This is a genomic window from Acidovorax sp. SUPP1855 (genome assembly GCF_030158955.1).
Taxonomy (GTDB): Bacteria; Pseudomonadota; Gammaproteobacteria; order Burkholderiales; family Burkholderiaceae_C; genus Paracidovorax.
Genome location: NZ_BQXI01000010.1, coordinates 99,049 through 122,616, shown reverse-complemented (window position 1 = coordinate 122,616; position 23,568 = coordinate 99,049). Strand labels below are relative to the sequence as shown.

22 protein-coding genes and 2 tRNA genes are annotated in these 23,568 nt (G+C 64.5%); 6 read left to right on the top strand and 18 right to left on the bottom strand.

What is annotated here, in order from left to right; all coding sequences use genetic code 11:
* Positions 1-9 precede the first annotated feature (9 nt).
* Both aceF and aceE read right to left on the bottom strand, forming a co-directional pair.
* Positions 10-1,704 (bottom strand): dihydrolipoyllysine-residue acetyltransferase, encoded by a 1,695-nt coding sequence (gene aceF / locus AVMA1855_RS11295; protein WP_284425765.1) that lies wholly within the window; start codon positions 1,702-1,704, stop codon positions 10-12.
* Positions 1,705-1,807: 103 nt separating this feature from the next.
* Positions 1,808-4,531 (bottom strand): pyruvate dehydrogenase (acetyl-transferring), homodimeric type, encoded by a 2,724-nt coding sequence (gene aceE / locus AVMA1855_RS11290; RefSeq protein ID WP_284425764.1) that lies wholly within the window; start codon positions 4,529-4,531, stop codon positions 1,808-1,810.
* A gap of 164 nt (positions 4,532-4,695) precedes the next feature.
* Between aceE and AVMA1855_RS11285 the strand changes: the two genes are divergently transcribed.
* The 5 genes from AVMA1855_RS11285 (at position 4,696) to AVMA1855_RS11265 (ending at position 11,587) form a co-directional block, all read left to right on the top strand.
* Positions 4,696-7,254, top strand: coding sequence for a PAS domain-containing sensor histidine kinase (locus AVMA1855_RS11285; protein WP_284425763.1), 2,559 nt, complete (start codon positions 4,696-4,698; stop codon positions 7,252-7,254).
* Complete coding sequence (locus tag AVMA1855_RS11280; protein WP_092739228.1) at positions 7,251-7,877, top strand: response regulator transcription factor; 627 nt, start codon at positions 7,251-7,253, stop codon at positions 7,875-7,877. Before AVMA1855_RS11285 ends, AVMA1855_RS11280 begins: the two co-directional genes overlap by 4 nt.
* An 82-nt stretch (positions 7,878-7,959) precedes the next feature.
* A complete protein-coding gene (gene folD, locus AVMA1855_RS11275; RefSeq protein WP_272569139.1) occupies positions 7,960-8,811 on the top strand; it encodes a bifunctional methylenetetrahydrofolate dehydrogenase/methenyltetrahydrofolate cyclohydrolase FolD in 852 nt (283 codons plus the stop codon).
* Positions 8,812-8,869: 58 nt separating this feature from the next.
* Positions 8,870-10,909 carry a M3 family metallopeptidase gene (locus AVMA1855_RS11270; protein ID WP_284425762.1) on the top strand — a complete coding sequence of 680 codons (2,040 nt, stop codon included), beginning with the start codon at positions 8,870-8,872 and terminating at the stop codon, positions 10,907-10,909.
* Positions 10,910-10,951: 42 nt separating this feature from the next.
* Positions 10,952-11,587: a glutaredoxin domain-containing protein gene (locus tag AVMA1855_RS11265; RefSeq protein ID WP_284425761.1), complete on the top strand. Its 636-nt coding sequence runs from the start codon at positions 10,952-10,954 to the stop codon at positions 11,585-11,587.
* Between the two features lie 116 nt (positions 11,588-11,703).
* Here the strand turns inward: AVMA1855_RS11265 and rpiA are convergent, their stop codons facing one another.
* The gene (gene rpiA / locus AVMA1855_RS11260; protein ID WP_284425760.1) at positions 11,704-12,393 is read right to left on the bottom strand and encodes a ribose-5-phosphate isomerase RpiA; all 690 of its coding nucleotides are present in this window, start codon (positions 12,391-12,393) and stop codon (positions 11,704-11,706) included.
* Between the two features lie 36 nt (positions 12,394-12,429).
* On the opposite strand from rpiA, the gene AVMA1855_RS11255 reads away from it, so the two are divergent.
* Positions 12,430-13,500: a quinone-dependent dihydroorotate dehydrogenase gene (locus AVMA1855_RS11255; RefSeq protein WP_284425759.1), complete on the top strand. Its 1,071-nt coding sequence runs from the start codon at positions 12,430-12,432 to the stop codon at positions 13,498-13,500.
* 79 nt (positions 13,501-13,579) lie between these two features.
* On the opposite strand, the gene AVMA1855_RS11250 is transcribed toward AVMA1855_RS11255, so the two are convergent.
* From AVMA1855_RS11250 to iscR, 15 genes are all read right to left on the bottom strand, one after another.
* Positions 13,580-13,897 carry a hypothetical protein gene (locus AVMA1855_RS11250; protein ID WP_284425758.1) on the bottom strand — a complete coding sequence of 106 codons (318 nt, stop codon included), beginning with the start codon at positions 13,895-13,897 and terminating at the stop codon, positions 13,580-13,582.
* A 4-nt stretch (positions 13,898-13,901) separates the two neighbouring features.
* Positions 13,902-14,297 carry a phage holin family protein gene (locus AVMA1855_RS11245; protein ID WP_284404019.1) on the bottom strand — a complete coding sequence of 132 codons (396 nt, stop codon included), beginning with the start codon at positions 14,295-14,297 and terminating at the stop codon, positions 13,902-13,904.
* A 43-nt stretch (positions 14,298-14,340) separates the two neighbouring features.
* On the bottom strand, positions 14,341-14,649 hold the full coding sequence (locus AVMA1855_RS11240; protein WP_284425815.1) for an ElaB/YgaM/YqjD family protein: 309 nt from the start codon (positions 14,647-14,649) through the stop codon (positions 14,341-14,343).
* A gap of 125 nt (positions 14,650-14,774) precedes the next feature.
* Positions 14,775-15,878 (bottom strand): NAD(P)/FAD-dependent oxidoreductase, encoded by a 1,104-nt coding sequence (locus tag AVMA1855_RS11235; RefSeq protein WP_284425757.1) that lies wholly within the window; start codon positions 15,876-15,878, stop codon positions 14,775-14,777.
* Positions 15,875-16,930 carry a histone deacetylase family protein gene (locus AVMA1855_RS11230; RefSeq protein WP_284425814.1) on the bottom strand — a complete coding sequence of 352 codons (1,056 nt, stop codon included), beginning with the start codon at positions 16,928-16,930 and terminating at the stop codon, positions 15,875-15,877. The genes AVMA1855_RS11235 and AVMA1855_RS11230 overlap by 4 nt, the downstream gene beginning before the upstream one ends.
* Before the next feature lie 146 nt (positions 16,931-17,076).
* Positions 17,077-17,151, bottom strand: a tRNA-Val gene (locus tag AVMA1855_RS11225).
* A 41-nt stretch (positions 17,152-17,192) separates the two neighbouring features.
* Positions 17,193-17,267, bottom strand: a tRNA-Val gene (locus AVMA1855_RS11220).
* Between the two features lie 25 nt (positions 17,268-17,292).
* Positions 17,293-18,021 (bottom strand): DNA polymerase III subunit epsilon, encoded by a 729-nt coding sequence (gene dnaQ, locus AVMA1855_RS11215; protein WP_272569130.1) that lies wholly within the window; start codon positions 18,019-18,021, stop codon positions 17,293-17,295.
* Positions 18,021-18,359 (bottom strand): ISC system 2Fe-2S type ferredoxin, encoded by a 339-nt coding sequence (fdx, locus tag AVMA1855_RS11210; RefSeq protein WP_272569129.1) that lies wholly within the window; start codon positions 18,357-18,359, stop codon positions 18,021-18,023. Before fdx ends, dnaQ begins: the two co-directional genes overlap by 1 nt.
* A 16-nt stretch (positions 18,360-18,375) precedes the next feature.
* Positions 18,376-20,247: a Fe-S protein assembly chaperone HscA gene (hscA, locus tag AVMA1855_RS11205; RefSeq protein WP_284425756.1), complete on the bottom strand. Its 1,872-nt coding sequence runs from the start codon at positions 20,245-20,247 to the stop codon at positions 18,376-18,378.
* A gap of 77 nt (positions 20,248-20,324) precedes the next feature.
* Positions 20,325-20,843 (bottom strand): Fe-S protein assembly co-chaperone HscB, encoded by a 519-nt coding sequence (gene hscB / locus AVMA1855_RS11200; RefSeq protein ID WP_272569126.1) that lies wholly within the window; start codon positions 20,841-20,843, stop codon positions 20,325-20,327.
* Between the two features lie 66 nt (positions 20,844-20,909).
* Positions 20,910-21,233, bottom strand: a complete 324-nt coding sequence (iscA, locus tag AVMA1855_RS11195) for an iron-sulfur cluster assembly protein IscA (protein WP_092739252.1) — start codon at positions 21,231-21,233, stop codon at positions 20,910-20,912.
* A 15-nt stretch (positions 21,234-21,248) separates the two neighbouring features.
* A complete protein-coding gene (gene iscU, locus AVMA1855_RS11190; protein ID WP_272553075.1) occupies positions 21,249-21,647 on the bottom strand; it encodes a Fe-S cluster assembly scaffold IscU in 399 nt (132 codons plus the stop codon).
* 34 nt (positions 21,648-21,681) lie between these two features.
* Positions 21,682-22,902: an IscS subfamily cysteine desulfurase gene (locus AVMA1855_RS11185; RefSeq protein ID WP_284404008.1), complete on the bottom strand. Its 1,221-nt coding sequence runs from the start codon at positions 22,900-22,902 to the stop codon at positions 21,682-21,684.
* 87 nt (positions 22,903-22,989) lie between these two features.
* Positions 22,990-23,526 carry a Fe-S cluster assembly transcriptional regulator IscR gene (iscR, locus tag AVMA1855_RS11180; protein WP_092739258.1) on the bottom strand — a complete coding sequence of 179 codons (537 nt, stop codon included), beginning with the start codon at positions 23,524-23,526 and terminating at the stop codon, positions 22,990-22,992.
* Positions 23,527-23,568 lie beyond the last annotated feature (42 nt).

Sequence of the window (23,568 nt, the reverse complement as noted above, 5' to 3'; positions counted from 1 at the left end):
GATGCTCCTTTACAGCAGGATGCGGCGGTAATCCGCCAGCACTTGGCCGAGGTAGGCGTTGAAGCGCGCGGCGCTGGCGCCGTCGATCACGCGGTGGTCGTACGACAGCGACAGCGGCAGCACCAGGCGCGGCACGAAGGCCTTGCCGTCCCACACCGGCTTCATCTGGCCCTTGGAGAGGCCGAGGATGGCCACTTCGGGTGCGTTGATGATGGGCGTGAAGTGCGTGCCGCCGATGCCGCCCAGCGAGCTGATCGACATGCAGCCACCCTGCATGTCGGCCGCGCCGAGCTTGCCGTCGCGGGCCTTCTTGGCCAGTTCGCCCATTTCCTGGCTGATCTGGAGGATGCCCTTCTTGTCGGCGTCTTTCAGCACCGGCACCACGAGGCCGTTGGGCGTGTCCGCCGCGAAGCCGACGTGGTAGTACTGCTTGTAGACGAGCGTGTCGCCGTCCAGGCTGGTGTTGAACTCGGGGAATTTCTTGAGCGCGGCCACCACGGCCTTGATGACGAAGGCGAGCATGGTCACCTTCACGCCGGACTTCTCGTTCTCCTTGTTGGTGGAGACGCGGAAGGCTTCCAGCTCGGTGATGTCGGCCTCGTCGTTGTTGGTGACGTGGGGAATCATCACCCAGTTGCGGTGCAGGTTGGCGCCGCTGATCTTCTTGATGCGCGACAGGTCCTTGCGCTCGACCGTGCCGAACTTGGCGAAATCCACCTTCGGCCAGGGCAGCAGGTCCAGCCCGGCACCGGAGCCGCCACCACCGGCCGGGGCCTTGGCGGCCTGGGCCTTGGTCTGGGTGGCGCCGCTCATCACCTGCTTGGTGAAGGCCTGCACGTCGTCCTGCGTAATGCGTCCCTTGGGGCCGGAACCCTTGAGCTCTTCAAGCGGCACGCCGAGTTCGCGGGCGAACTTGCGCACCGAGGGGCTGGCGTGCGGCAAGCCGACGGGCGCGGCACCCGGGGCGTGCGGCGCGGGCGCTGCAGCCGGCTTGGCGCTGGCCTGGGGCGCAGCCTCTTCGGCGGCCGATGCTTTCGGCTCGGCCTGCGGTGCGGGGGCCGCAGCAGCAGGCGCAGGGGCCGCCGCCGCGGGGGCTGCACCTGCGGCGCCTTCCATGATCGCCACGAGATCGCCCACATTGAGCTTGTCGCCGATCTTGACCTTGAGTTCCTTGATCACGCCGGCCGCGGGCGACGGGATTTCCATCGACGCCTTGTCGGATTCGACGGTGAACAGCGACTGCTCGGCCTTGACCGTGTCGCCCACCTTGACGAGCAGTTCGATGACGGCCACGTCCTTGAAGTCGCCGATGTCGGGCACGTGCACTTCCACCGGGCCCGACGCTGCGGGAGCGGGTGCCGGAGCGGCGGCAGGCGCCGCAGCCGGGGCGGGTGCGGCCGATTGGGCAGCGCCCTGCCCGGCCTCGGCCTTCGCTGGGGCCGGCTTGGACTCGGCAGCGGCCCCATCGGCGGCTTCGACCACCACGATGACAGAGCCCTGCTTGACCTTGTCGCCCACGGCGACCTTCAGTTCTTTCACCACGCCGGCGTGGCTCGATGGGATTTCCATCGAGGCCTTGTCCGATTCCACCGTGATGAGCGATTGCTCGGCCTTGACCGTGTCGCCGGGCTTGACCAGCAACTCGATCACGCCCACTTCGTCGAAATCCCCGATGTCCGGGACCTGGATATCTACCAATGCCATGTTTATGCCTCCTGCCGAGCCGCCTCAAAGGAGGCATGTGCCCCCTTGGGGGGCAGCGAATGAATATGAGCGTGGGGGTTCACCGTGCGTCTCCGATCGGTGTTCAAGCGTAGAGCGGGTTGATCTTGTCGGTGTTGATGCCGTACTTCTGGATCGCCTCGGCCACCTTGGCCGCCGGCACCACGCCGTCGTCCGCCAGGCCCTTGAGCGCCGCCACGACGATGTAGTGGCGGTTGATCTCGAAGTGCTCGCGCAGCTTGCGGCGGAAGTCGCTGCGCCCGAACCCGTCGGTGCCCAGCACCTTGTAGGCGCGGCCCTTGGGGATGAAGGGGCGGATCTGCTCGGCGTAGGCCTTCATGTAGTCGGTGGAGGCGATGACCGGGCCGGTGGTCTTGGACAACTGCTCCTCCACGAACGGCACGCGCGGCGTTTCAGTGGGGTGCAGCAGGTTCCAGCGGTCGGCGTCCTGGCCGTCGCGGGTCAGCTCGTTGAAGCTCGGGCAGCTCCACACGGAAGCGGCCACGCCCCAGTCCTTTTCCAGCAGTTCCTGCGCGAAGAACGACTCCCGCAGGATCGTGCCGCTGCCCAGCAATTGCACGGTGGGGGCGTCCTTCTTGAGGGCCGGCGCCTGCTTGCACAGGTACATGCCCTTGATGATCTGCTCTTCGGTGCCGGGCTGCAGGCCGGGCATCGGGTAGTTTTCGTTCAGCAGCGTGAGGTAGTAGAAGACGTTTTCCTGGCGCTCGACCATGCGCTTCATGCCGTCGTGCATGATCACCGCGACTTCGTGGGCGAACGTCGGGTCGTAGCTCACGCAGTTGGGGATGGTGCCAGCCAGGATGTGGCTGTGGCCGTCTTCATGCTGCAGGCCTTCGCCGTTCAGCGTGGTGCGGCCCGAGGTGCCGCCCAGCAGGAAGCCGCGCGCCTGCATGTCGCCCGCCGCCCAGGCCAAGTCGCCGATGCGCTGGAAGCCGAACATCGAGTAGTACACGTAGAACGGCACCATGATGCGGTTGTTGGTGCTGTACGAAGTGGCGGCCGCGATCCAGCTGCTCATGCCGCCGGCTTCGTTGATGCCTTCCTGCAGGATCTGGCCGGCCTTGTCTTCCTTGTAGTACATGACCTGGTCCTTGTCGACCGGGGTGTACTGCTGACCGTGCGGGTTGTAGATGCCGATCTGGCGGAACAGGCCTTCCATGCCGAACGTGCGGGCCTCGTCCACCAGGATGGGCACCACGCGCGGGCCCAGGGCCTGGTCGCGCAGCAGCTGCGTGAGAAAGCGCACGTAGGCTTGCGTGGTGGAGATTTCGCGGCCTTCGGGCGTGGGCTCGAGGATGGCCTTGAACGTTTCCAGCGCGGGCACGGTGAAGCTCTCGTCGGCCTTCACGCGGCGCTTGGGCAGGTAGCCGCCGAGGGCCTTGCGGCGCTCGTGCAGGTACTTCATCTCGGGGGTGTCGTCGGCCGGCTTGTAGAACGGCAGGTCGGCGATCTGGCTGTCCGGAATCGGGATGTTGAAGCGGTCGCGGAAGGCCTTGATGTCCTCGTCGCCGAGCTTCTTGGTCTGGTGGACGGTGTTCTTGCCCTCGCCGATCTTGCCCATGCCGAAGCCCTTGACGGTCTTGACCAGCAGCACGGTGGGCTGGCCCTTGTGCTCGTTGGCGGCGTGGAAGGCGGCATAGACCTTCTGCGAATCGTGGCCGCCGCGGCGCAGGTTCCAGATCTCGTCGTCGCTCATGTGCTCGACCATCTTCAGCGTGCGCGGATCGCGGCCGAAGAAGTGCTTGCGCACGTAGGCGCCGTCGTTGGCCTTGAACGACTGGTAGTCCCCGTCGTTGCACTCCATCATGATCTTGCGCAGTGCGCCGTCCTTGTCGCGCGCCAGCAGATCGTCCCAGCCCTTGCCCCACAGCAGCTTGATGACGTTCCAGCCGGAGCCGCGAAACTCGCTCTCCAGCTCCTGGATGATCTTGCCGTTGCCGCGCACCGGGCCGTCCAGGCGCTGCAGGTTGCAGTTGATGACGAAGATCAGGTTGTCCAGGTTCTCGCGCGCGGCCAGGCCGATGGCGCCCAGCGATTCGACCTCGTCCATCTCGCCGTCGCCGCAGAACACCCAGACCTTGCGGTTTTCGGTGTTGGCGATGCCGCGGGCGTGCAGGTACTTGAGAAAACGCGCCTGGTAGATCGCCATCAGCGGGCCCAGGCCCATCGACACCGTAGGGAACTGCCAGAACTCGGGCATCAGCTTGGGGTGCGGGTAGCTGGACAGGCCCTTGCCGTCCACTTCCTGGCGGAAGTTGAGCAGTTGCTCTTCGGACAGGCGGCCTTCCAGGTAAGCGCGGGCGTAGATGCCGGGCGACACGTGGCCCTGGATGTACAGCAGGTCGCCGCCGTGGTTTTCGCTCTCGGCGTGCCAGAAGTGGTTGAAGCCGGCCCCGAACATGTTGGCCAGCGAGGCGAACGAGCCGATGTGTCCGCCCAGGTCGCCGCCTTCGGGCGGATGGTGGCGGTTGGCCTTGACGACCATGGCCATGGCGTTCCAGCGCATGTAGGCGCGCAGGCGGCCTTCGATTTCGAGGTTGCCGGGGCAACGGGCTTCCTGGTTCGACTCCAGGGTGTTCACGTAGCCGGTGTTGGCGGAGAAAGGCAGGTCGATGCTGCTTTGGCGGGCATGTTCGAGCAGTTGCTCGATCAGGAAGTGGGCGCGCTCTGCACCTTCCTTGTCGATGACGGCGCTCAGCGCATCCATCCACTCACGGGTTTCCTGCTGATCGGTGTCGGGGGTGGACGACGCCGGGTTTCCGGCCTGGGGGTCGGTCTGAGCTGACATGCCTGTCTCCTTTATGGGTGCTGGCGTTGGAAATTTCGGGCGAGTGTCTCATATTTTTTTGGTATTTCAAATTGTGCTTTTCATTTTCATAATGCAAAATATTGCTGCAAGTGCACATTTTTCACCCCGAAAGAGGGCCTCCAGTGCTCCCCTACACTCCGCCCATGGAACGTCTGCCTTCTCCGCCCCCGGCCACCGGGCCCGCTGTGGTCGCCCCCGTGCGCTGGTGGCGCACCTGGTGGCGCAGCCTCTCCCCCACGCGCCAGGACCGCTTCGCGGCCCTCGCGCCACTGGCCGCCGTGCTGATGTTCCTGGCGGCCATCGTGGCGGCGTTCTGGTATTTGCGCATGGAAGAAGGCGAGCGCGAGCAGGAAGCCCTCAAGCGCGACGTGGAATACGCGCAGCAGCGCGTGCGGCTGCGCCTGCTGGAACGGCAGGAGCAGATCATGCGCATCGCGCGCGACCTCTCCAACCAGGACCTGGAGCGCGCCGACTTCGTGGCGCGTGCCGAGGGCCTCATCAGCCAATACCCTGAACTGCAGGCCATCAGCTGGATCGACGACCGTCGGCGCATCCGCGCCAGCCATGCGGCGCCCACCGTCACCAGCGGCCAGTTGCGCGTGGCGGGCGAGGTGCTCAAGAACGGCGACACCGCCGATACCTTCAGCCTCGCCCGGGACCTGCAGCAGCCCGTGTACGCCCAGCCCAACGGCACCGAAGGCGAAACCGCCCCGCTGCTGCAGCTGCAGGTGCCGCTGGCCGCGCAGGGCAAGTTCACCGGCGTGGTGCTGGCGGAATACTCCATCGACAGCCTGCTGCGCTACGGCACGCCGACCGAGGTGCTGGCGCGCTACGCCGTCACCATGCTGGACGGGCACGACCAGGTGCTGGCGGGCAGCGCGCTCACGCCGCGCAGCGCCTCCGGGCTGCTGCCGTGGACCGCGCGCGCCAACGAATACGAAGTGCCGGTCTCGCCCGTGGGCAACGGCCTCGTGCTGCGCGCGCAGGCCTACCGCACCTCGCTCGGCGTGGTGGGCAGCGGGCTGTTCTGGCTGGTCGGCACGCTGAGCGCCATGACGGCCTGGCTGCTGATCGCCACCTGGCGCCACACGCGCCGGCGCATGCAGGCCCAGCAGGCGCTGGTGGCCGAAACCAACTTCCGCCGGGCGATGGAAAACTCCATCCTCACCGGCATGCGCGCCCTGGACATGCAGGGGCGCATCACCTACGTGAACGCTGCGTTCTGCCAGATGACGGGCTGGAACGAGGCCGATCTGGTCGGCCAGTCGCCGCCCTATACCTACTGGCCCGAGAGCGACCACGAGGCGCTGCACGCCAAGCTGCGCGACGAGCTGAGCGGCAAGGTCACGCTGGGCGGGTTCCAGGTGCGTGTCAAGCGCAAGAGCGGCACGCTGTTCGACGCGCGCCTGTATGTCTCGCCCCTGATCGACGCCCATGGCCACCAGACCGGCTGGATGACGTCGATGACCGACATCACCGAGCCCAACCGCGTGCGCGAGCAGTTGTCCGCATCGCACGAGCGCTTCACCATCGTGCTGGAGTCGCTCGATGCCTCGGTGTCGGTCGCACCGCTGGGCAGCGAGGAACTGCTGTTCGCCAACAAGCTGTACCGCCAGTGGTTCGGCTCGCAGACGGGCGGGCATCTGCAACTGGTCGCACAGGCGGGCGTGCTGCCCTCCACCACTGCCAGCGCGCGCGGCATGGACGACGAGGACGGGCTGATGGGCCTGCCGACCGATCCGCTCACCAGCGCCCGGTCCGAAAACGCCGAGATCTACCTGCCGGACCTGGGCAAGTGGCTCGAAGTGCGATCGCGCTACCTGAACTGGGTGGACGGGCGCCTGGCCCAGATGGTGATCGCCACCGACATCACGCCGCGCCGCCAGGCAGAGGAACAGGCCGCGCGGCAGGCCGAGCGCGCCCAGTCGGTCAGCCGGCTCATCACCATGGGCGAGATGGCCTCCAGCGTGGCGCACGAACTGAACCAGCCGCTCACCGCCATCAGCAACTACTGCAGCGGCATGGTCTCGCGCATCGAAAGCGGGCAGATCACCGAAGAGGCGCTGCTGTCCGCGCTGCAAAAGACCGCCCATCAGGCGCAGCGCGCGGGGCAGATCATCCAGCGCATCCGCGCCTTCGTGAAGCGCAGCGAGCCCAATCGCGCCCTGGCGGATGTCCATACCATGGTCAGCGAGGCGGTCGAGCTGGCCGACATCGAACTGCGCCGGCACAACGTGCGCCTGACCCACTACGTGGCGGCGCGACTGCCCCAGGTGATGGCCGACACCATCCTGATCGAGCAGGTGCTGGTCAACCTGATGAAAAACGGCGCCGAGTCCATCGAGCACGCCCAGCGCCCGCCGCCCCGGCGCAGCGTGGAACTGCGTGTCGTGCCCCGCCAGGTCGAAGGCCGCGAGGTGATCGAGTTCACGGTGCAGGACACCGGCAAGGGCCTGGCCCCCGAAGTGCTGGAGCATCTGTTCGAGGCCTTCTTCTCCACCAAGCAGGAAGGCATGGGCATGGGCCTGAACCTGTGCCGCAGCATCGTCGAGTCTCACCAGGGAAGGATGCAGGCGGAGAACCTCTACAATGGCCCGGAGGTCACCGGCTGCCGGTTCTCCTTCTGGCTTCCGCTGGCGCAGCCTGCGGATGCCACTACGAATTCTGTAGCAAACGCATCACATCCAAGGACCCCTGCATGAGCTTGATTCCGAAAAAAGGCACCGTCTACGTCGTGGATGACGACGAAGCCGTCCGCGACTCCCTGCAGTGGTTGCTGGAAGGCAAGGACTATCGGGTGCGCTGCTTTGATTCGGCGGAATCCTTCCTCTCGCGCTACGACCCCCGCGAAGTCGCCTGCCTCATCGTCGACATCCGCATGGGCGGCATGACCGGCCTGGAATTGCAGGACCGGCTCCTCGAACGCAAGTCCCCCCTGCCCGTCGTCTTCATCACCGGCCACGGCGACGTGCCCATGGCCGTGAACACCATGAAGAAAGGCGCGCTCGATTTCATCCAGAAGCCGTTCAACGAGGAAGAGCTCGTGGGCCTGGTGGACCGCATGCTCGACCGGGCGCGCGAATCGTTCGCCGGCCACCAGCAGGCCGCCAGCCGCGACGCCCTGCTGTCCAAGCTCACCGGCCGTGAAGCCCAGGTGCTGGAGCGCATCGTCGCCGGCCGCCTGAACAAACAGATCGCCGACGACCTGGGCATCAGCATCAAGACCGTGGAGGCGCACCGCGCCAACATCATGGAAAAGCTGAACGCCAACACCGTGGCCGACCTGCTCAAGATCGCCCTCGGCCAGAATGCGCCCAAAGGCTGATTGCTCCTGATTTGATAGCTGCCAGCACAATCAAAACGCCGGCAGGCAGCCGTTTTCATTGCCAACCTGAGTTTCTCGACGAATGACAGCCCAACTGATCGACGGCAACGCCCTCTCCCGTCAACTGCGCACCGAAGTGGCCCAGCGCGCCGCTGCCTTGAAAGCGCGCGGCACCGTCCCCGGCCTGGCCGTGGTGCTGGTGGGTGACAACCCTGCCAGCCAGGTCTACGTGCGCAACAAGGTCAAGGCCTGCGAGGACAGCGGGCTGCATTCGGTGCTGGAAAAGTACGATGCCACGATGAGCGAGGCCGAGCTGCTCGCCCGCGTCGAGGCACTGAACAACGACCCGGCCATCCACGGCATCCTGGTGCAGTTGCCACTGCCCGCGCACATCGACGCGCAGAAGGTCATCGAGGCGATCTCGCCCGCCAAGGACGTGGACGGCTTTCACATCGCCAGCGCCGGCGCGCTCATGACCGGCATGCCGGGCTTCTGGCCCTGCACGCCCTATGGCTGCATGAAGATGCTCGAATCCATCGGCTACTCGCTGCAGGGCAAGCATGCGGTGGTCATCGGCCGCAGCAACATCGTGGGCAAGCCGATGGCGCTCATGCTGCTGCAAAAGAACGCCACCGTGACCGTGTGCCACAGCGCCACGCAAGATTTGAAGGCGCAGACCCTGCAGGCGGACGTGATCGTGGCTGCCGTGGGCAAGCGCAACGTGCTCACGGCCGACATGGTCAAGCCCGGCGCGGTGGTGATCGACGTGGGCATGAACCGCAACGACGAAGGCAAGCTCTGCGGCGACGTGGACTTCGCCGGCGTGAGCGAGGTGGCCGGCTGGATCACGCCCGTGCCCGGCGGCGTCGGCCCCATGACCATCACCATGCTGCTCGTCAACACGCTCGAAGCCGCGGAGCGCGCAGCCGCCTGACCATTTTTGCTGCCACGGCCGGCTTGAACCTGACCCATCCAACGCCATCTATCCGCGCATGAGCAATCCCCTCCTCGCCCCCTCCGACCTCCCCCTGTTCGACCGCATCCAGCCCAGCGACGTGGCTCCGGCGGTCGATGTGCTGCTGCAACGTGCGAGCGCGGCACTGGAAACCGTCACGGCGCCCGACTTTCCGGCGCGATGGGAATCGATTGCCCAGGTGCTGGATGTCGCGACCGAAGCGCTGGGGCGCTCCTGGGGCGCGGTGAGCCACCTCAACAGCGTGGCCGACACCCCCGAACTGCGCGCGGCCTACAACGAGGCCCTGCCCCGCGTCACCGAGTTCTGGACCCGCCTGGGCGCCGATGAACGCCTGTACGCCAAGTACAAGGCCATCGATCCGCAGACGCTGAACACCGAGCAGCGCCAGGCCTTGCGCAACGCCGTGCGCAACTTCGTGCTGTCGGGCGCCGAGCTGCAGGGCCCGGCGCGCGAACGATTCGCGCAAATCCAGGAACGCCAGGCGGAACTCAGCCAGAAGTTCAGCGAAAACGCGCTCGACGCCACCGACGCCTTCGCCTACTACGCCCGGGAAGACGAGCTCGACGGGCTGCCCCAAGACGTTAAGCAGGCCGCACTGGCCGCCGCGCAAGCCGAGGGCAAGGCCGGCTACAAGCTCACCCTCAAGATGCCTTGCTACCTGCCGGTGATGCAGTTCGCCCGCAGCAGCGCCTTGCGCGAAACGCTGTACCGCGCCTATGTCACCCGCGCCTCGGACCAGGCCGAAGGCGATGCCAAACGCTTCGACAACAGCGCCCTCATCCGCGAAATCCTCGCACTGCGTAAAGAAGAGGCGCAACTGCTGGGCTACGCCAATTTCGGCGAGGTGTCGGTCGTCGCCAAGATGGCCGACTCACCCAAGGAGGTGATCGACTTCCTGCGTGACCTGGCCCGCCGTGCCCGGCCCTACGCCGAAAAAGACGTCGCCGACATGCGCGAGTTCGCCGCGAAGGATCTCGGCATTGCCGATCCGCAGGCCTGGGACTGGCCCTACATCTCCGAGAAGCTCAAGGAAGCGCGCTACGCCTTCAGCGAGCAGGAGGTCAAACAGTATTTCACCGCGCCCAAGGCCCTGGCCGGCCTGTTCAAGATCGTCGAGACGCTGTTCGAAGTGGCCATTCGCCGCGACAGCGCGCCCGTCTGGAACCCGGCCGTGGAGTTCTACCGCATCGAGCGTGGCACCGAGCTGGTGGGCCAGTTCTACCTGGACCAACCGGCGCGCAACGGCAAACGCGGCGGCGCCTGGATGGACGATGTGCGCACCCGCTGGCTGCGCCCCGACACGGGCAAGCTGCAAACGCCCGTGGCGCATCTGGTGTGCAACTTCGCCGAAGGCGTGAACGGCGCGCCGCCGCTGCTGACCCATGACGACGTCATCACGCTGTTCCACGAGTTCGGCCACGGCTTGCACCACATGCTCACCCAGATCAACGAGCGCGATGTCTCGGGCATCAGCGGCGTCGAATGGGATGCGGTCGAGCTGCCCAGTCAGTTCATGGAAAACTTCTGCTGGGAGTGGGACGTGCTCAAGCACATGACCGCCCATGTGGAGACTGGCGAGCCGCTGCCGCGCGCGCTGTTCGACAAGATGATCGCGGCGAAGAATTTCCAGAGCGGCATGGGCACGCTGCGGCAGATCGAATTCGCGCTGTTCGACATGCTGTTGCACACCTCGCACGACCCGTCGCAGGACTTCATGCCCTTGCTGGCCCAGGTCCGCAGCGAGGTGTCGGTGCTGACGCCGCCGGCCTTCAGCCGCACCGCCCACACCTTCAGCCACATCTTCGCAGGCGGGTATGCCGCAGGCTACTACAGCTACAAATGGGCCGAAGTGCTCAGCGCGGACGCTTATGCCGCGTTCGAGGAGACGGCCGGTGCGGACGGCCTGCCCAGCGCCGAGACCGGGCGCCGCTACCGCCAGGCCATTCTGGAAGCGGGCGGCAGCCGTCCGGCCATGGAGTCGTTCAAGGCGTTCCGCGGCCGCGCGCCCAGCCTGGATGCGCTGCTGCGCCACCAGGGCATGGCCGGCAACGCCTGAGCCCATCGATACCCGAGACTGTTCCCTTTGGAGTCCTACGACATGAAGCAACCGCTCTTCGCCCTCGCGCTGGCTTCGACTTTCCTGGCCGTGACCGCCCTGCCCGCCCAGGCACAGCAGGTGTACCGCATCGTCGGCCCCGATGGAAAAGTGACCTTCTCGGACCGCGCGCCCGATGCCAAGACGCCACCGGCCCAGGTCGGCGGCGGACGCGCCAGCGACCCGGCCCTGCCTTATGAACTGCAGCAGGTCGCCACCCGTTTTCCGGTCACGCTCTACACCGGCAATGACTGCGCGCCTTGCGTGAGCGCACGCAACCTGCTGGTGAACCGCGGCGTACCATTCACCGAACGCACGGTGAACACCGAAGAAGATGCCGATGCGCTCAAGCGCCTCAGCGGCTCGACCAACCTGCCGTTCGGCACCATCGGCTCTCAACAGCTCGTCGGCTTTTCGGACAGCGAGTGGATGCAGTACCTCGACGCGGCAGGCTACCCCAAGCAATCGCAGCTGCCGCCGAGCTATCGCCGCGCCCCTGCGGCACCGATGGTCGCCGCCAAGCCGGCAACCCCCGCAGCGGCGGCGGCACCTGCCGCGCCGGCGGAAGCACCACGCCCCGCCGCACCGAGCGGCAATGGTGGCAGAACGCCAAGCAACCCGGCAGGCATCACGTTCTGACGCAACATTCGGCACTGCAGACCGGGCGCGGCGTCACTCCCGCAGATTGCAATACGGTCTGCAGTGCCATTCGGTAGCGGGCCATCAGGCCGGCGGCGGCCCGGCCCTGAGGGTGTTCAGTATTGAACGGTGCGCACGCCCTGCGCCGTGCCCAGCAGGCACACATGGGCTTTCTGGTGCGCGAACACGCCCACGGTCACAATGCCCGGCCACTGGTTCACCTCCGACTCGAAAGCCAGTGGATCGGTGATGCGCAGGCCACGCACATCCAGAATGTGCTGCTGGTTGTCCGTCACCAAAGGCGCGCCGTCTTTCTGGCGCAGCGTGGCTTGGCCGCCCAGGGCCGAGAAGCGGCGGGCAATCTGCTGAGCCGCCATGGGAATCACTTCCACGGGCAGCGGAAACTGGCCCAGTGCATCCACCCGCTTCGACTCGTCGGCAATGCACACGAACTGCCGGGCCAGCGCCGCCACGATCTTTTCGCGCGTGAGCGCAGCGCCGCCACCCTTGACCATGTGGCCCCGCCCGTCGATCTCGTCGGCGCCGTCGATGTAGACCGCCAGGGACTCGACTTCATTCGCATCGAACACGGGGATCCCCAAGGCTTTCAGCCGCTGGGTGCTGGCTTCGGAGCTGGACACGGCGCCCCGGATGCGGTCTTTGATGGTGGCCAGCGCGGTGATGAAATGGTTGACCGTGGAGCCGGTGCCGACGCCGACGATCTCGCCGGGCACGACGTATTGCAGGGCCGCCTGGCCGACCAGGGCCTTGAGTTCTTCTTGGGTGAGGGGTGAAGGTGTCGTCATGGGGGAAAATCGAGAGTAGTTCACCGAATTATCCCCATGTCCTTGATCCCCTACGCCCTCGCCCGCCCTCTTCTTTTCGGCATGGATGCCGAAGCCGCCCACGACATGACCATGGACATGCTGTCGCGCGGCCAACGCACGCCCTTGCAATGGGCCTGGTGCAACGACACCGTGGACGACCCCGTGACGCTGGCAGGCCTGACCTTTCCCAACCGGGTCGGGTTGGCCGCGGGCTTGGACAAGAACGCCCGCTGCATCGACGCACTGGGTGCCATGGGCTTCGGTTTCGTCGAGGTCGGCACCGTCACGCCCAAGGGCCAGCCGGGCAACCCCAAACCGCGCATGTTCCGGCTGCCGCAGGCCAACGCGCTCATCAACCGCTTGGGGTTCAACAACGAAGGGCTGGACGCTTTCCTGCACAACGTGCAGCAGGCGCGCTTTCGCACCCAGGCGCGCAAACACCCCATGTTGCTGGGATTGAACATCGGGAAGAACGCCACCACGCCGATCGAGAACGCCACTGCGGACTACCTGGCCTGCCTGGACGGCGTTTATCCCCATGCGGACTACGTCACGGTGAACATCAGCTCACCGAACACGCAGAATCTTCGCGCCCTGCAGAGCGATGAAGCCTTGGACGGGCTGCTCGGCGCTATCGCCGAGCGCCGGGAAGCCCTGGCCCAGCGCCATGCCAACGCACAGGGCGCTCCGCGCCGCGTACCGGTGTTCGTCAAGATCGCCCCCGATCTGGACGCGGCCCAGGTTGAACTGATTGCGGCGACGCTGCAGCGCCACGGGATGGACGGCGTCGTGGCCACCAACACCACGATCGCCCGCGATGCCGTCAAGGGAATGCAGCATGCCGAGGAAACCGGCGGGCTCAGCGGCGCGCCGGTGCTGGAAGCCAGCAATCGGGTGATCCGCCAACTGCGGCAGGCATTGGGGCCGCAATTTCCGATCATCGGCGTGGGCGGCATTCTGAGTGCGGACGACGCGGTGAGCAAGATCAAGGCGGGGGCCGACGTGGTGCAGATCTATACCGGCCTCATCTACCAAGGCCCTTCGCTGGTACCGCAGGCAGCCCGGGCGATCAAGGCCATGCGCTGAAGCCAATGCAAAAAGGACCCAACAGGGTCCTTTCTAATGTTTTACGCTTTCAAGGCTACGACGCGTGCAACGCGCGGCCTCAACGCCGCATTTGCATGATCAGCGGCATGGCCAGATTCGCCCACCGAATCAGCCGCGCAGGCCCCGCCACTACTGCCAGTCCGGCCACCACGGCAACAGCGGCCGGATGCGATCGCGCGAAGGCGAGCAACCGGATGGTCATCGAAGTGTCTGAGTCAGCAGCTTGCCGTTGGTCTTGTGCGGCCTGCACCTGCATGGCCTGCGATCGAGCGGCGCGCCGTGCGCGCACGCGCTGGCGTTGCATGGCGATGCGCTCTAAAACCTTTTGCTGGCGATCGCTCAAAGAAGCGGAGCCATCTTGCGATTTGGAAGTCATGGGTTCAAAGCCTTTCCTTGATGTCGCGCCAATCCTGGGCCAGCTCTTGCCGCGTCAGCACGAAAGCGTTGCCCGCCTGCTTGGCCACGGAGATCAATCCGATCAAGGCCCCGGCCCACAGCACCAGCCAAGTGCCCGCCACCAGCCAGCCCACCATCGTGCGCTGGGGCGAATCCCAGAATTGCACCAAAACAGCGAGTGACGCCAGCACCAGGGTGACGACCGTGAGACCACCCACGGCAACCACCAGCATGACCATCAAGCCCAAGCGCCGCTTCTGCTCGGCCCATTCGAGCCTCACCAGATCCAGCCGGTCTTCCGCAGCAATGGCCCCTTCGATGACAGCAGCGCGCCATCGCGCAACCCAGCCGTCCAATCCCAGAAGTGCCAACCAATTCATGCGAGCCTCTCTTGAGCCATCAGGTCATTGTTTTTAAACGGGATTAACGGCGTGCCAGCAGGAAGCCGACCAGGGCACCTGCTGCCAGGGCAGCGGTGGCCACACGCCAAGGTTCGTCATGGGCGTATTGATCGGCAGCGCGTGCGGCTTCCTTGGCTTGGTAGGCCGCATCCTGGGCAGCGCGCACAGCGGAGTCACGCACCGAATGGATGCCATCGTCCAGGCGCTGGCGCAGTTGCTTGATTTCCGGAACGCTGTCCAGATCCTTGCTGGACAAAATGCCACGCAAGTCAGAAACCAGCTTTTCCAGTTCGTTTTGCGCGGAAGAAAGCGTGTTGGATGCAGAAGTCATGAAGAAGCCTTTCATAGCATGGAATAAAGGTAATCCGCCCCATACAGCCGGGCTGTAGGCGGATGTCCCATCTTAGTCACACGCTTTACATACGGCCGTAGGCCATGGCCGCTTGGATGAGAAAGTCAGCGGGAGACTTGATCTGCGACATGCTCGCCCAGAGCCAGGGCACTGGTAAGGCCTGGCGACTCGATGCCGAACAGCTGGATGAGCCCACCCATGCCATGCGTTTCAGGGCCTTGGATGCAAAAGTCCGCTGCGGGCTCGCCCGGCCCGTGGATCTTGGGCCGAATGCCTGCATAGCCAGGCACCAGGGCGCCATCCCGCAGTCCGGGCCAATACCGGCGCACCTCCGCATAGAACGCCTCGCCGCGCGCGGGATCGACCGACAGGTCGTCGGCCGAGCCCACCCACTCCACGTCGGGACCGAACTTGGCTTGGTGGCCCATGTCCAGTGTCAGGTGCACGCCCAACCCGGCCGCTTCGGGAACAGGGTAGATCAAGCGGGAAAACGGCGATGCGCCCGTCAGCGTGAAGTAACTGCCCTTCGCGTACCGGGCCGTTGGCACATGGCGCGGATCGAGGCCATGGAGCCGTTTGGCCAGATCGGGCGCCTGCAGGCCTGCGGCATTCACCAGCGTGCGGGCACTCAAGCGCGTGCCGTCGCTTGCTTCCAAAACGATAGCATCACCCCCTAGTACCGCATGCGCCAGAGACGAATTCAGTGCCACGATGCCGCCCTGGTGCTCCAGATCGCCTTGGAGCGAGAGCATGAATGCATGGCTGTCCACGATGCCGGTGCTGGGCGACAGCAATGCGGCCACGCATTCCAGCGCGGGCTCCAACGCCCGGGCCTGCTCCCGCGTCAGCCATTGCAGGTCGGTGACGCCATTGGCATGCGCCTTTTGCTGGATGCTTTCCAGCGATGTCCGCTGCTCGTCCGACGTGGCAACGATCAGCTTGCCGCAGCGCCGGTGCGCGATGCCCCTTGCCTCGCAATACGCGTAGAGCATGTCGCGGCCCTGCACGCACAGCCGGGCCTTGAGCGATCCTTGGGGGTAGTAAATCCCCGCATGCACCACTTCGCTGTTGCGGGAACTGGTTCCCGTGCCAATCGCATTGGCGGCCTCAAGCACCAGCACCTCGCGCCCCCGCAAGGCCAGGGCACGCGCAACGGCCAGCCCCACCACCCCCGCGCCAACGATGACGCAATCCACCGACTCGGTCATGATGGCTGCCGGCCTTGCGCTTCGAACCCATCGATCACGTTCACCGCGTTGAGGCCCAGCTCCGCCGCGGCATAGCCGCCTTCCAGCACGAACACGGTCGGCAGGTTCAGTTGTGCCAGGCGTTGCCCGATCCGAGAAAAGTCCTGGGATGCCAAGGAGAAGCGCGAGATGGGATCCCCCTCGAACGTATCCAAGCCCAGGGAGACCACCACCGCCTGCGGCCCGTAAGCCAGGATGGCCGTGCAGGCCTTTTCCAACGCGGCAAACCATGCGTCGAACCCGGTGCCGGCGGGCAGCGGCAGATTCAGGTTAAAGCCCGCACCAGCACCGTGGCCGGTCTCATCCGCATGGCCCAGATAAAAAGGGTACTCGGTCATGGGGTCGCCATGGATGCTGATGAACAGCACGTCCGAACGCTCGTAGAAAATGCTTTGGGTGCCATTGCCGTGGTGGTAGTCCACATCCAGCACTGCCACGCGAGGCATGCCGGAGTTGCGCAGCGTCTGGGCTGCGACGGCCGCGTTGTTGAGAAAACAGTAGCCTCCCATGAAGTCCGGCCCCGCATGGTGGCCGGGCGGCCGCGTCACGCAAAAGGAGGCACCCGCGGCGCCGCTGGCCACCGCGAACGCGGCACTGGCAGCCGCGTCGGCGCCGGCCTTGGCCGCGGCCCAGGTGCCTTCGGCCAGCGGCGTCCCGTTGTCCATCGAATACAAGCCATAGCGCGCCGTGAAATTCGCAGGTTCGATGTCCGAGCGCAAGGTGCGAACCGGCCACACCGAGGGAAACGGCTGAACAGTGGCATTCGCAGGGTCTTGCGCCAGCCATTGCGGCCACGCGGTCTGGAGAAAGGACAGGTACCGCTCGGCATGGATTTGCTTCAACACGGCAGCACTGTCGACATTGGGTGCCAGGAGCGCATGGCCGCACTCTTTCAGACGCTGCTCCACATAATCCTGGCGCGCCGGCTTCTCGAAGCACGGCACCCGTTCGCCACGAAAGAACTCATGCACCGGGGCATGGGCGTTGTGCAGGGGATTGTGAAAGGTGAGCATCGTCTGGCGGCCTCGGAAATCGAAACCATCGATTGTGGCCGAACGCAGCGCGCCGAACACATGGGCGGCGGGCATCCGGCGAGGCCTCATCCATCGCTAAGCAGGCAACAAAAAACCCCTGCAGACAAAGCCTGCAGGGGTTGATGTGGTGGGTGATACATGGATCGAACATGTGACCCCTGCCGTGTGAAGGCAGTGCTCTACCGCTGAGCTAATCACCCATTGAATCAACCATGCAACGCACTTCTGATTCAAAAAACACTGGTGGGTGATACATGGATCGAACATGTGACCCCTGCCGTGTGAAGGCAGTGCTCTACCGCTGAGCTAATCACCCGTGTTGTCTCGCGACAAGCCCATGATTATTGCACAGCTTTTTCGACCGAAGACTCAATTCGCCAAATTGTTTTTCCACCACTGGCTTTGTCGATGTGGGCCAGCGTCTCTTCGTGCAACGACAATTCCTGCTCGCTGGCGGTGAGCACCTGCAACACCAGCGCGCTCAGATCGATCGGCGCCACACGAATGCCGGACTTGGTGTCGCTTTCTTCGTCAGAGATCAGCAACGGGTCCTGCCCGCGCGTCAGGTTGATGTAGACGTCGGCCAGCAGTTCCGCATCCAGCAGTGCGCCGTGCAGCGTGCGGCCGGAATTGTCGACGCCGAGCCGGTCGCACAGGGCATCCAGCGAATTGCGCTTGCCAGGGAACATCTCCTTGGCCATCACCAGCGTGTCGGTCACGCTTTCGACGTACGTCTTGAAGCCGGGGCGGCCCGTCAGTTCCAGTTCCTTGTTGAGGAAGCCCACGTCGAAGGCTGCGTTGTGGATGATGATTTCCGCACCCTGCAGGTACTGCAGGATGTCGTCGGCCATCTCCGCAAACTTCGGCTTGTCCCGCAGGAATTCGTTGCTGATGCCATGCACCTTGAGCGCGTCTTCATGGCTGTCGCGCCCCGGATTGAAATACAGGTGTAGGTTGTTGCCGGTGAGCTTGCGGTTCAGCAGTTCCACGCATCCCAGTTCGATGATGCGGTCGCCGCCTTCGGCCGACAGGCCGGTGGTTTCCGTGTCCAGAACGATCTGACGCGACATCAGTGGTTCTCCTTGGCGTGGTTGATGGTGTACTTGGGGATCTCCACCGTCACGTCGCTCTGGGCAAGAATCGCCTGGCAACTCAGGCGCGACTGTGGCTCCAGGCCCCAGGCGCGGTCGAGCAGATCCTCTTCTTCCTCTTCGGCCTCGTTGAGGGAAGCCCCTCCGGCGCGCACGATCACATGGCAGGTCGTGCAGGCACAGCTCATGTCGCAAGCGTGTTCGATCTTGATGCCGTTGTCGAGCAAGGCTTCGCAGATCGAGGTACCGGAAGGCGCGGTGATGTCGGCGCCCGCGGGGCAGTACTCGGGATGGGGCAGTATTTTGATGACGGGCATGGGGCTGGATCGTCGTTTAAAGGGTTTGCACGTTCTTGCCGCCAAGGGCCTGCTGGATACCGCGATTCATGCGGTGCGCGGCGAATGCCTCGGTCCCGTGGGCCAGGGCCTGGGTCGCCGCCTCGATCGCTGCCGCGTCGTCCAGTTCGCGCGCCTGCTGCAAGGCCAGCATCAGTGCTTCAATGGTTTCGCGTTCGTCGGTTTCGAGCAGATCGGCATCGGCATCCAGCGCACTGCGGGTGGCCATCAACATGCGATCGGCATCCACCCGCGCCTCGACCAGCGACCGCGCCCGCATGTCCTGCGCGGCCGTTGCAAAGCCCTCCTGCAACATGCGTGCAATGTGGTCGTCCGACAGGCCGTAGGAAGGCTTGACGTCGACACGCGCTTCGATGCCACTGCCCTGCTCTTTCGCGCTCACGTTGAGCAAGCCATCGGCATCGACGGTGAACGTGACCCGGATTCTGGCCGCGCCTGCAGCCATCGGTGGAATGCCACGCAGCTCGAACCGCGCTAAGCTCCGGCAATCCGCCACCAGATCGCGTTCGCCTTGCACCACATGAATGGCCAGGGCGGTCTGGCCGTCCTTGTACGTGGTGAAGTCCTGTGCCTTGGCGGTGGGAATGGTTTCGTTGCGAGACACGATGCGTTCGACCAGCCCGCCCATGGTTTCGATGCCGAGCGACAAAGGAATCACATCCAGCAGCAGCATGTCGCCCGATGGATTGTTGCCTGCCAACTGGTTTGCCTGAAGGGCTGCGCCCAGTGCGACGACCTCGTCCGGATTCAGGTTGTTCAGCGGCTCCGTTCCGAAGAACGCTTGCACGGCGCGCTGCACTTGCGGCATGCGCGTGGAGCCACCCACCATGACCACGCCTTGCACCTCCTCGGGAGACAGCTGCGCATCGCGAAGGGTGCGGCGCGCCGCCGCAATCGAACGCTGGGTGAGCGCCGCCGTGGCCGCTTCCAGATCGGCCCGGTGCACGGGAACGTCGATGCTGGCACCCGATACCTCGGCGACGAAGGCCGCAGTCTCGGCAGCGCTGAGAGCCTCTTTGCACGCGCGTGCGGCCAGCCGAACGGCGGCCTTCTCCTGAGCCGTAACGGCCACCAAACCCTTTTGCTGAAGCACCAAATCGGCCAGCGCCGCATCGTAATCGTCGCCCCCCAGAGCGGAGTCTCCCCCCGTGGCGATCACTTCGAACACACCTTGGGTCAGCCGCAGGATCGACACATCGAACGTGCCACCACCGAGGTCATACACCGCATAGACGCCTTCGCTGGCATTGTCGAGGCCGTAGGCAATGGCGGCGGCGGTCGGCTCGTTGATGAGCCGCAGCAGATTCAAGCCCGCCAAACGCGCTGCGTCCTTGGTGGCTTGGCGCTGCGCATCATCGAAATAAGCCGGGACGGTGATGACCGCACCGAAAATCTCGTCGTCGAAACTGTCTTCGGCACGGAAACGCAGCGTCGCCAGTATCTCCGCGCTGACCTCCACCGCCGACTTGGCGCCGTCCACGGTTTTCAGGGAGACCATGCCACCGCCGCCTTCATCCTGCGCTTCGACAAAGTCGTAGGGGAGCTTTTCGGGATGGGCAATATCCTGCAGGCTGCGCCCCATGAACCGCTTGGCCGACGCGATGGTATTGCCCGCGTCCTGCGCCTGGGCTGCCACCGCTTCGTAGCCGATCTGGCGGCGGCCTTCTGCCAAGTAGCGAACGACAGACGGCAGCAACACGCGGCCCTGGTCGTCGGGCAGGCACTCGGCCACGCCGTTGCGCACAGCCGCCACCAGGGAATGGGTGGTGCCCAAATCGATGCCCACGGCAATGCGCCGCTGGTGCGGGTCAGGAGATTGGCCGGGTTCTGAAATCTGCAAAAGCGCCATGGGGTCTTTTTCTAGGTGGGAGGCGGCATGCACTGGCTGCCGCATCCATTCGATCGATCAATCAATAAAGGCAGACGCTATTGTCCCAGTGCGTCTCTGCGGCGGTCGATATCGTCGGCAAATCGCGCAATGAACATGAGGGCTCTGACTTCGTTCGCGGCGGCGGCGTAGTCGCGCTGCCCATCCAAAAGCTGTTTACAACGCTGCAGCGCAGCAGCGCGCGCATCTCGAACGGCTTGGTCCAGCGCATCGAGCGAAGAAGGATCTGCCGCGTCGTCGAGCGCCTCGCGCCATTCCATCTGCTGCATCAGAAAATCGGTGGGCATGGCCGTGTTGTCTTCGGCCCGGATCGACGCGCCGCCCAGTTCGCACAGATAGGCCGCGCGCTTGAGGGGGTCCTTGATGCGTTGGTATGCCTCGTTGATGCGCACCGACCATTGCATTGCCAGGCGCTGCGCCGAGGGGCCATGCATGGCAAATCGATCAGGATGGGCTTCGCGCTGCAACTCTTTCCAACGGGCATCCAGGGCCGGGCGATCCTGAGCGAATTGGCGCGGCACGCCGAAGAGTTCGAAGTCGTCGGATTGAAGGTTCATGTCAAGAAAAAAACCGCCAGCACGGAACGCGTTGGCGGTTCATTGCAACCAGCGTGGATAGAAAGGTCAAACCCGGAAGCTCTCTCCGCAGCCACACCGGTCTCGCTCGTTGGGATTGTTGAACTTGAAGCCTTCGTTCAACCCCTCGCGCACGAAATCCAGCTGGGTGCCATCGATGTAGGCCAAGCTCTTGGGATCGATGAGCACCTTCACACCATGGTCTTCGAACACCATGTCTTCCGGGCCCTGCTCGTCCACATACTCCAGCTTGTAAGCCAAACCGGAGCAACCTGTCGTCTTCACGCCCAGCCGAACCCCGACGCCCTTGCCGCGACGGGAGAGATAGCGGCTCACATGTCGGGCCGCAGCTTCGGTCAATGTGATCGCCATGTCACCTCGCCCCGTTCAGGCAGCGGCCATAGCGGTGTGCTTGGCCTTGTAGTCTTGCACGGCCGCCTTGATCGCGTCTTCCGCCAGGATGGAGCAATGGATCTTGACCGGAGGCAAGGCCAGTTCCTGCGCAATTTCCGCATTCTTGAGGGCAGCGGCCTCGTCCAGCGTCTTGCCTTTCACCCATTCCGTGACCAGGGACGACGATGCAATCGCCGAACCGCAGCCATACGTCTTGAAGCGGGCATCTTCGATCACACCGGTTTCGGGGTTCACCTTGATCTGCAGCTTCATCACGTCGCCGCAGGCCGGTGCGCCTACCATGCCGGTGCCCACCGAATCATCGCCCTTGTCGAACGATCCCACGTTGCGGGGGTTCTCGTAATGGTCGATCACTTTGTCTGAATAAGCCATGATGTTTACCTTTTGAATCTGCTGACCGGCGCCATCAATGCGCGGCCCACTGGATGGCGCTGATGTCAACGCCGTCCTTGTACATTTCCCACAAAGGGCTCAACTCGCGCAGCTTGGCCACGTTGTGTCGGATGGTGGATACCGCGTAGTCGATCTCTTCTTCGGTGGTGAAGCGGCCGATCGTCATGCGCAGGCTGCTGTGTGCCAGCTCGTCGCTGCGGCCCAGAGCGCGCAACACGTAGCTGGGTTCCAGGCTGGCGGAGGTGCAGGCAGAGCCCGACGACACGGCCAGGCCCTTGATGCCCATGATCAGCGACTCGCCTTCGACGTAGTTGAAGCTGATGTTCAGGTTGTGCGGCACACGGCGCTCCATGTCGCCGTTCACGAACACCTGTTCGATATCGTGCAAACCATCGAGCAGGCGCTTTTGCAGTGCCTTGGCTTTTGCCAGGTCCTGCGCCATCTCTTCGCGGGCGATGCGGAAAGCCTCGCCCATGCCCACGATCTGATGGGTCGGCAATGTGCCGGAACGCATCCCGCGCTCATGCCCACCGCCATGCATCTGCGCTTCCAGCCGCACGCGTGGCTTGCGCCGCACATACAGCGCGCCAATGCCCTTGGGGCCATATGTCTTGTGAGACGCCAGACTCATCAGATCGACAGGCAGCGTCGAAAGATCGATGTCCACCTTGCCCGTGGCTTGCGCAGCATCCACGTGGAAGATGATGCCCTTTTCACGGCACAGGGCACCGATCGCCGGCAGGTCCTGGATCACCCCGATTTCGTTGTTCACGAACATGACGCTCAACAGGATGGTGTCTGGGCGAATGGCCGCCTTGAGCACCTCGAAATCGAGCAGGCCGTTTTCCTGCACGTCCAGGTAGGTGACTTCGAAGCCTTGGCGCTCCATCTCGCGCATGGTGTCCAGCACGGCCTTGTGCTCGGTCTTCACCGTGATCAGGTGCTTGCCCTTGCCCTTGTAGAACTGCCCTGCACCCTTGATGGCCAGGTTGTTGGACTCGGTGGCTCCGCTCGTCCAGACGATCTCACGCGGGTCCGCGTTGATCAGGCGAGCAACTTCCACACGGGCTTTTTCAACGGCCTCTTCCGCCTCCCAACCCCAGGCGTGACTCCGTGAGGCCGGATTGCCGAAATGCTCGCGCAACCACGGAATCATGGCATCCACGACCCTCGGGTCCACTGGCGTGGTGGCACCGTAGTCGAGATAGATGGGAAAGTGGGGGGTCATGTCCATGGCTGGCTCAGTAATGGGTCTGGCTGGCGAGAGTCAGCAGTCAAAAATCCGGCGTGTGCGACTGCCCGGCCAACGCCGGGCATCCACTCACGACTTGGCGAACACGTTGCCCAACGCGAAAACCGAGTTGGGTGCATTGACGCGAATCGGCTTCACGACCGGCGTGGTCGAGATAGCACGGCGCACGACAGGCTTGTCTTCGATCTGAACGCCCTTGGCCAGTTGGTCGTCCACCAGCTTCTGAAGCGTGACCGAGTCCAGAAACTCGACCATGCGCTGGTTGAGCGACGCCCACAGCTCATGCGTCATGCAGCGACCGGCTTCGCCCAGACAGTTTTCCTTGCCGCCGCACTGGGTGGCATCAATGGGCTCGTCCACCGAGACGATGATGTCCGCCACGGTGATGTCCGCCGCCTTGCGGGCCAGCGTGTAGCCGCCGCCTGGGCCACGGGTGGATTCGACCAGTTCGTGCCGGCGCAACTTGCCGAAAAGCTGCTCAAGATAGGAGAGCGAAATTTGTTGCCGCTGGCTGATTGCCGCCAAAGTGACGGGGCCATTGTTCTGGCGCAGGGCCAGATCGATCATGGCAGTGACCGCAAAACGGCCTTTGGTAGTGAGACGCATCGCAAGCTCCTTGTCGTCAGGCTTGTCCGTTATAGAAACGCC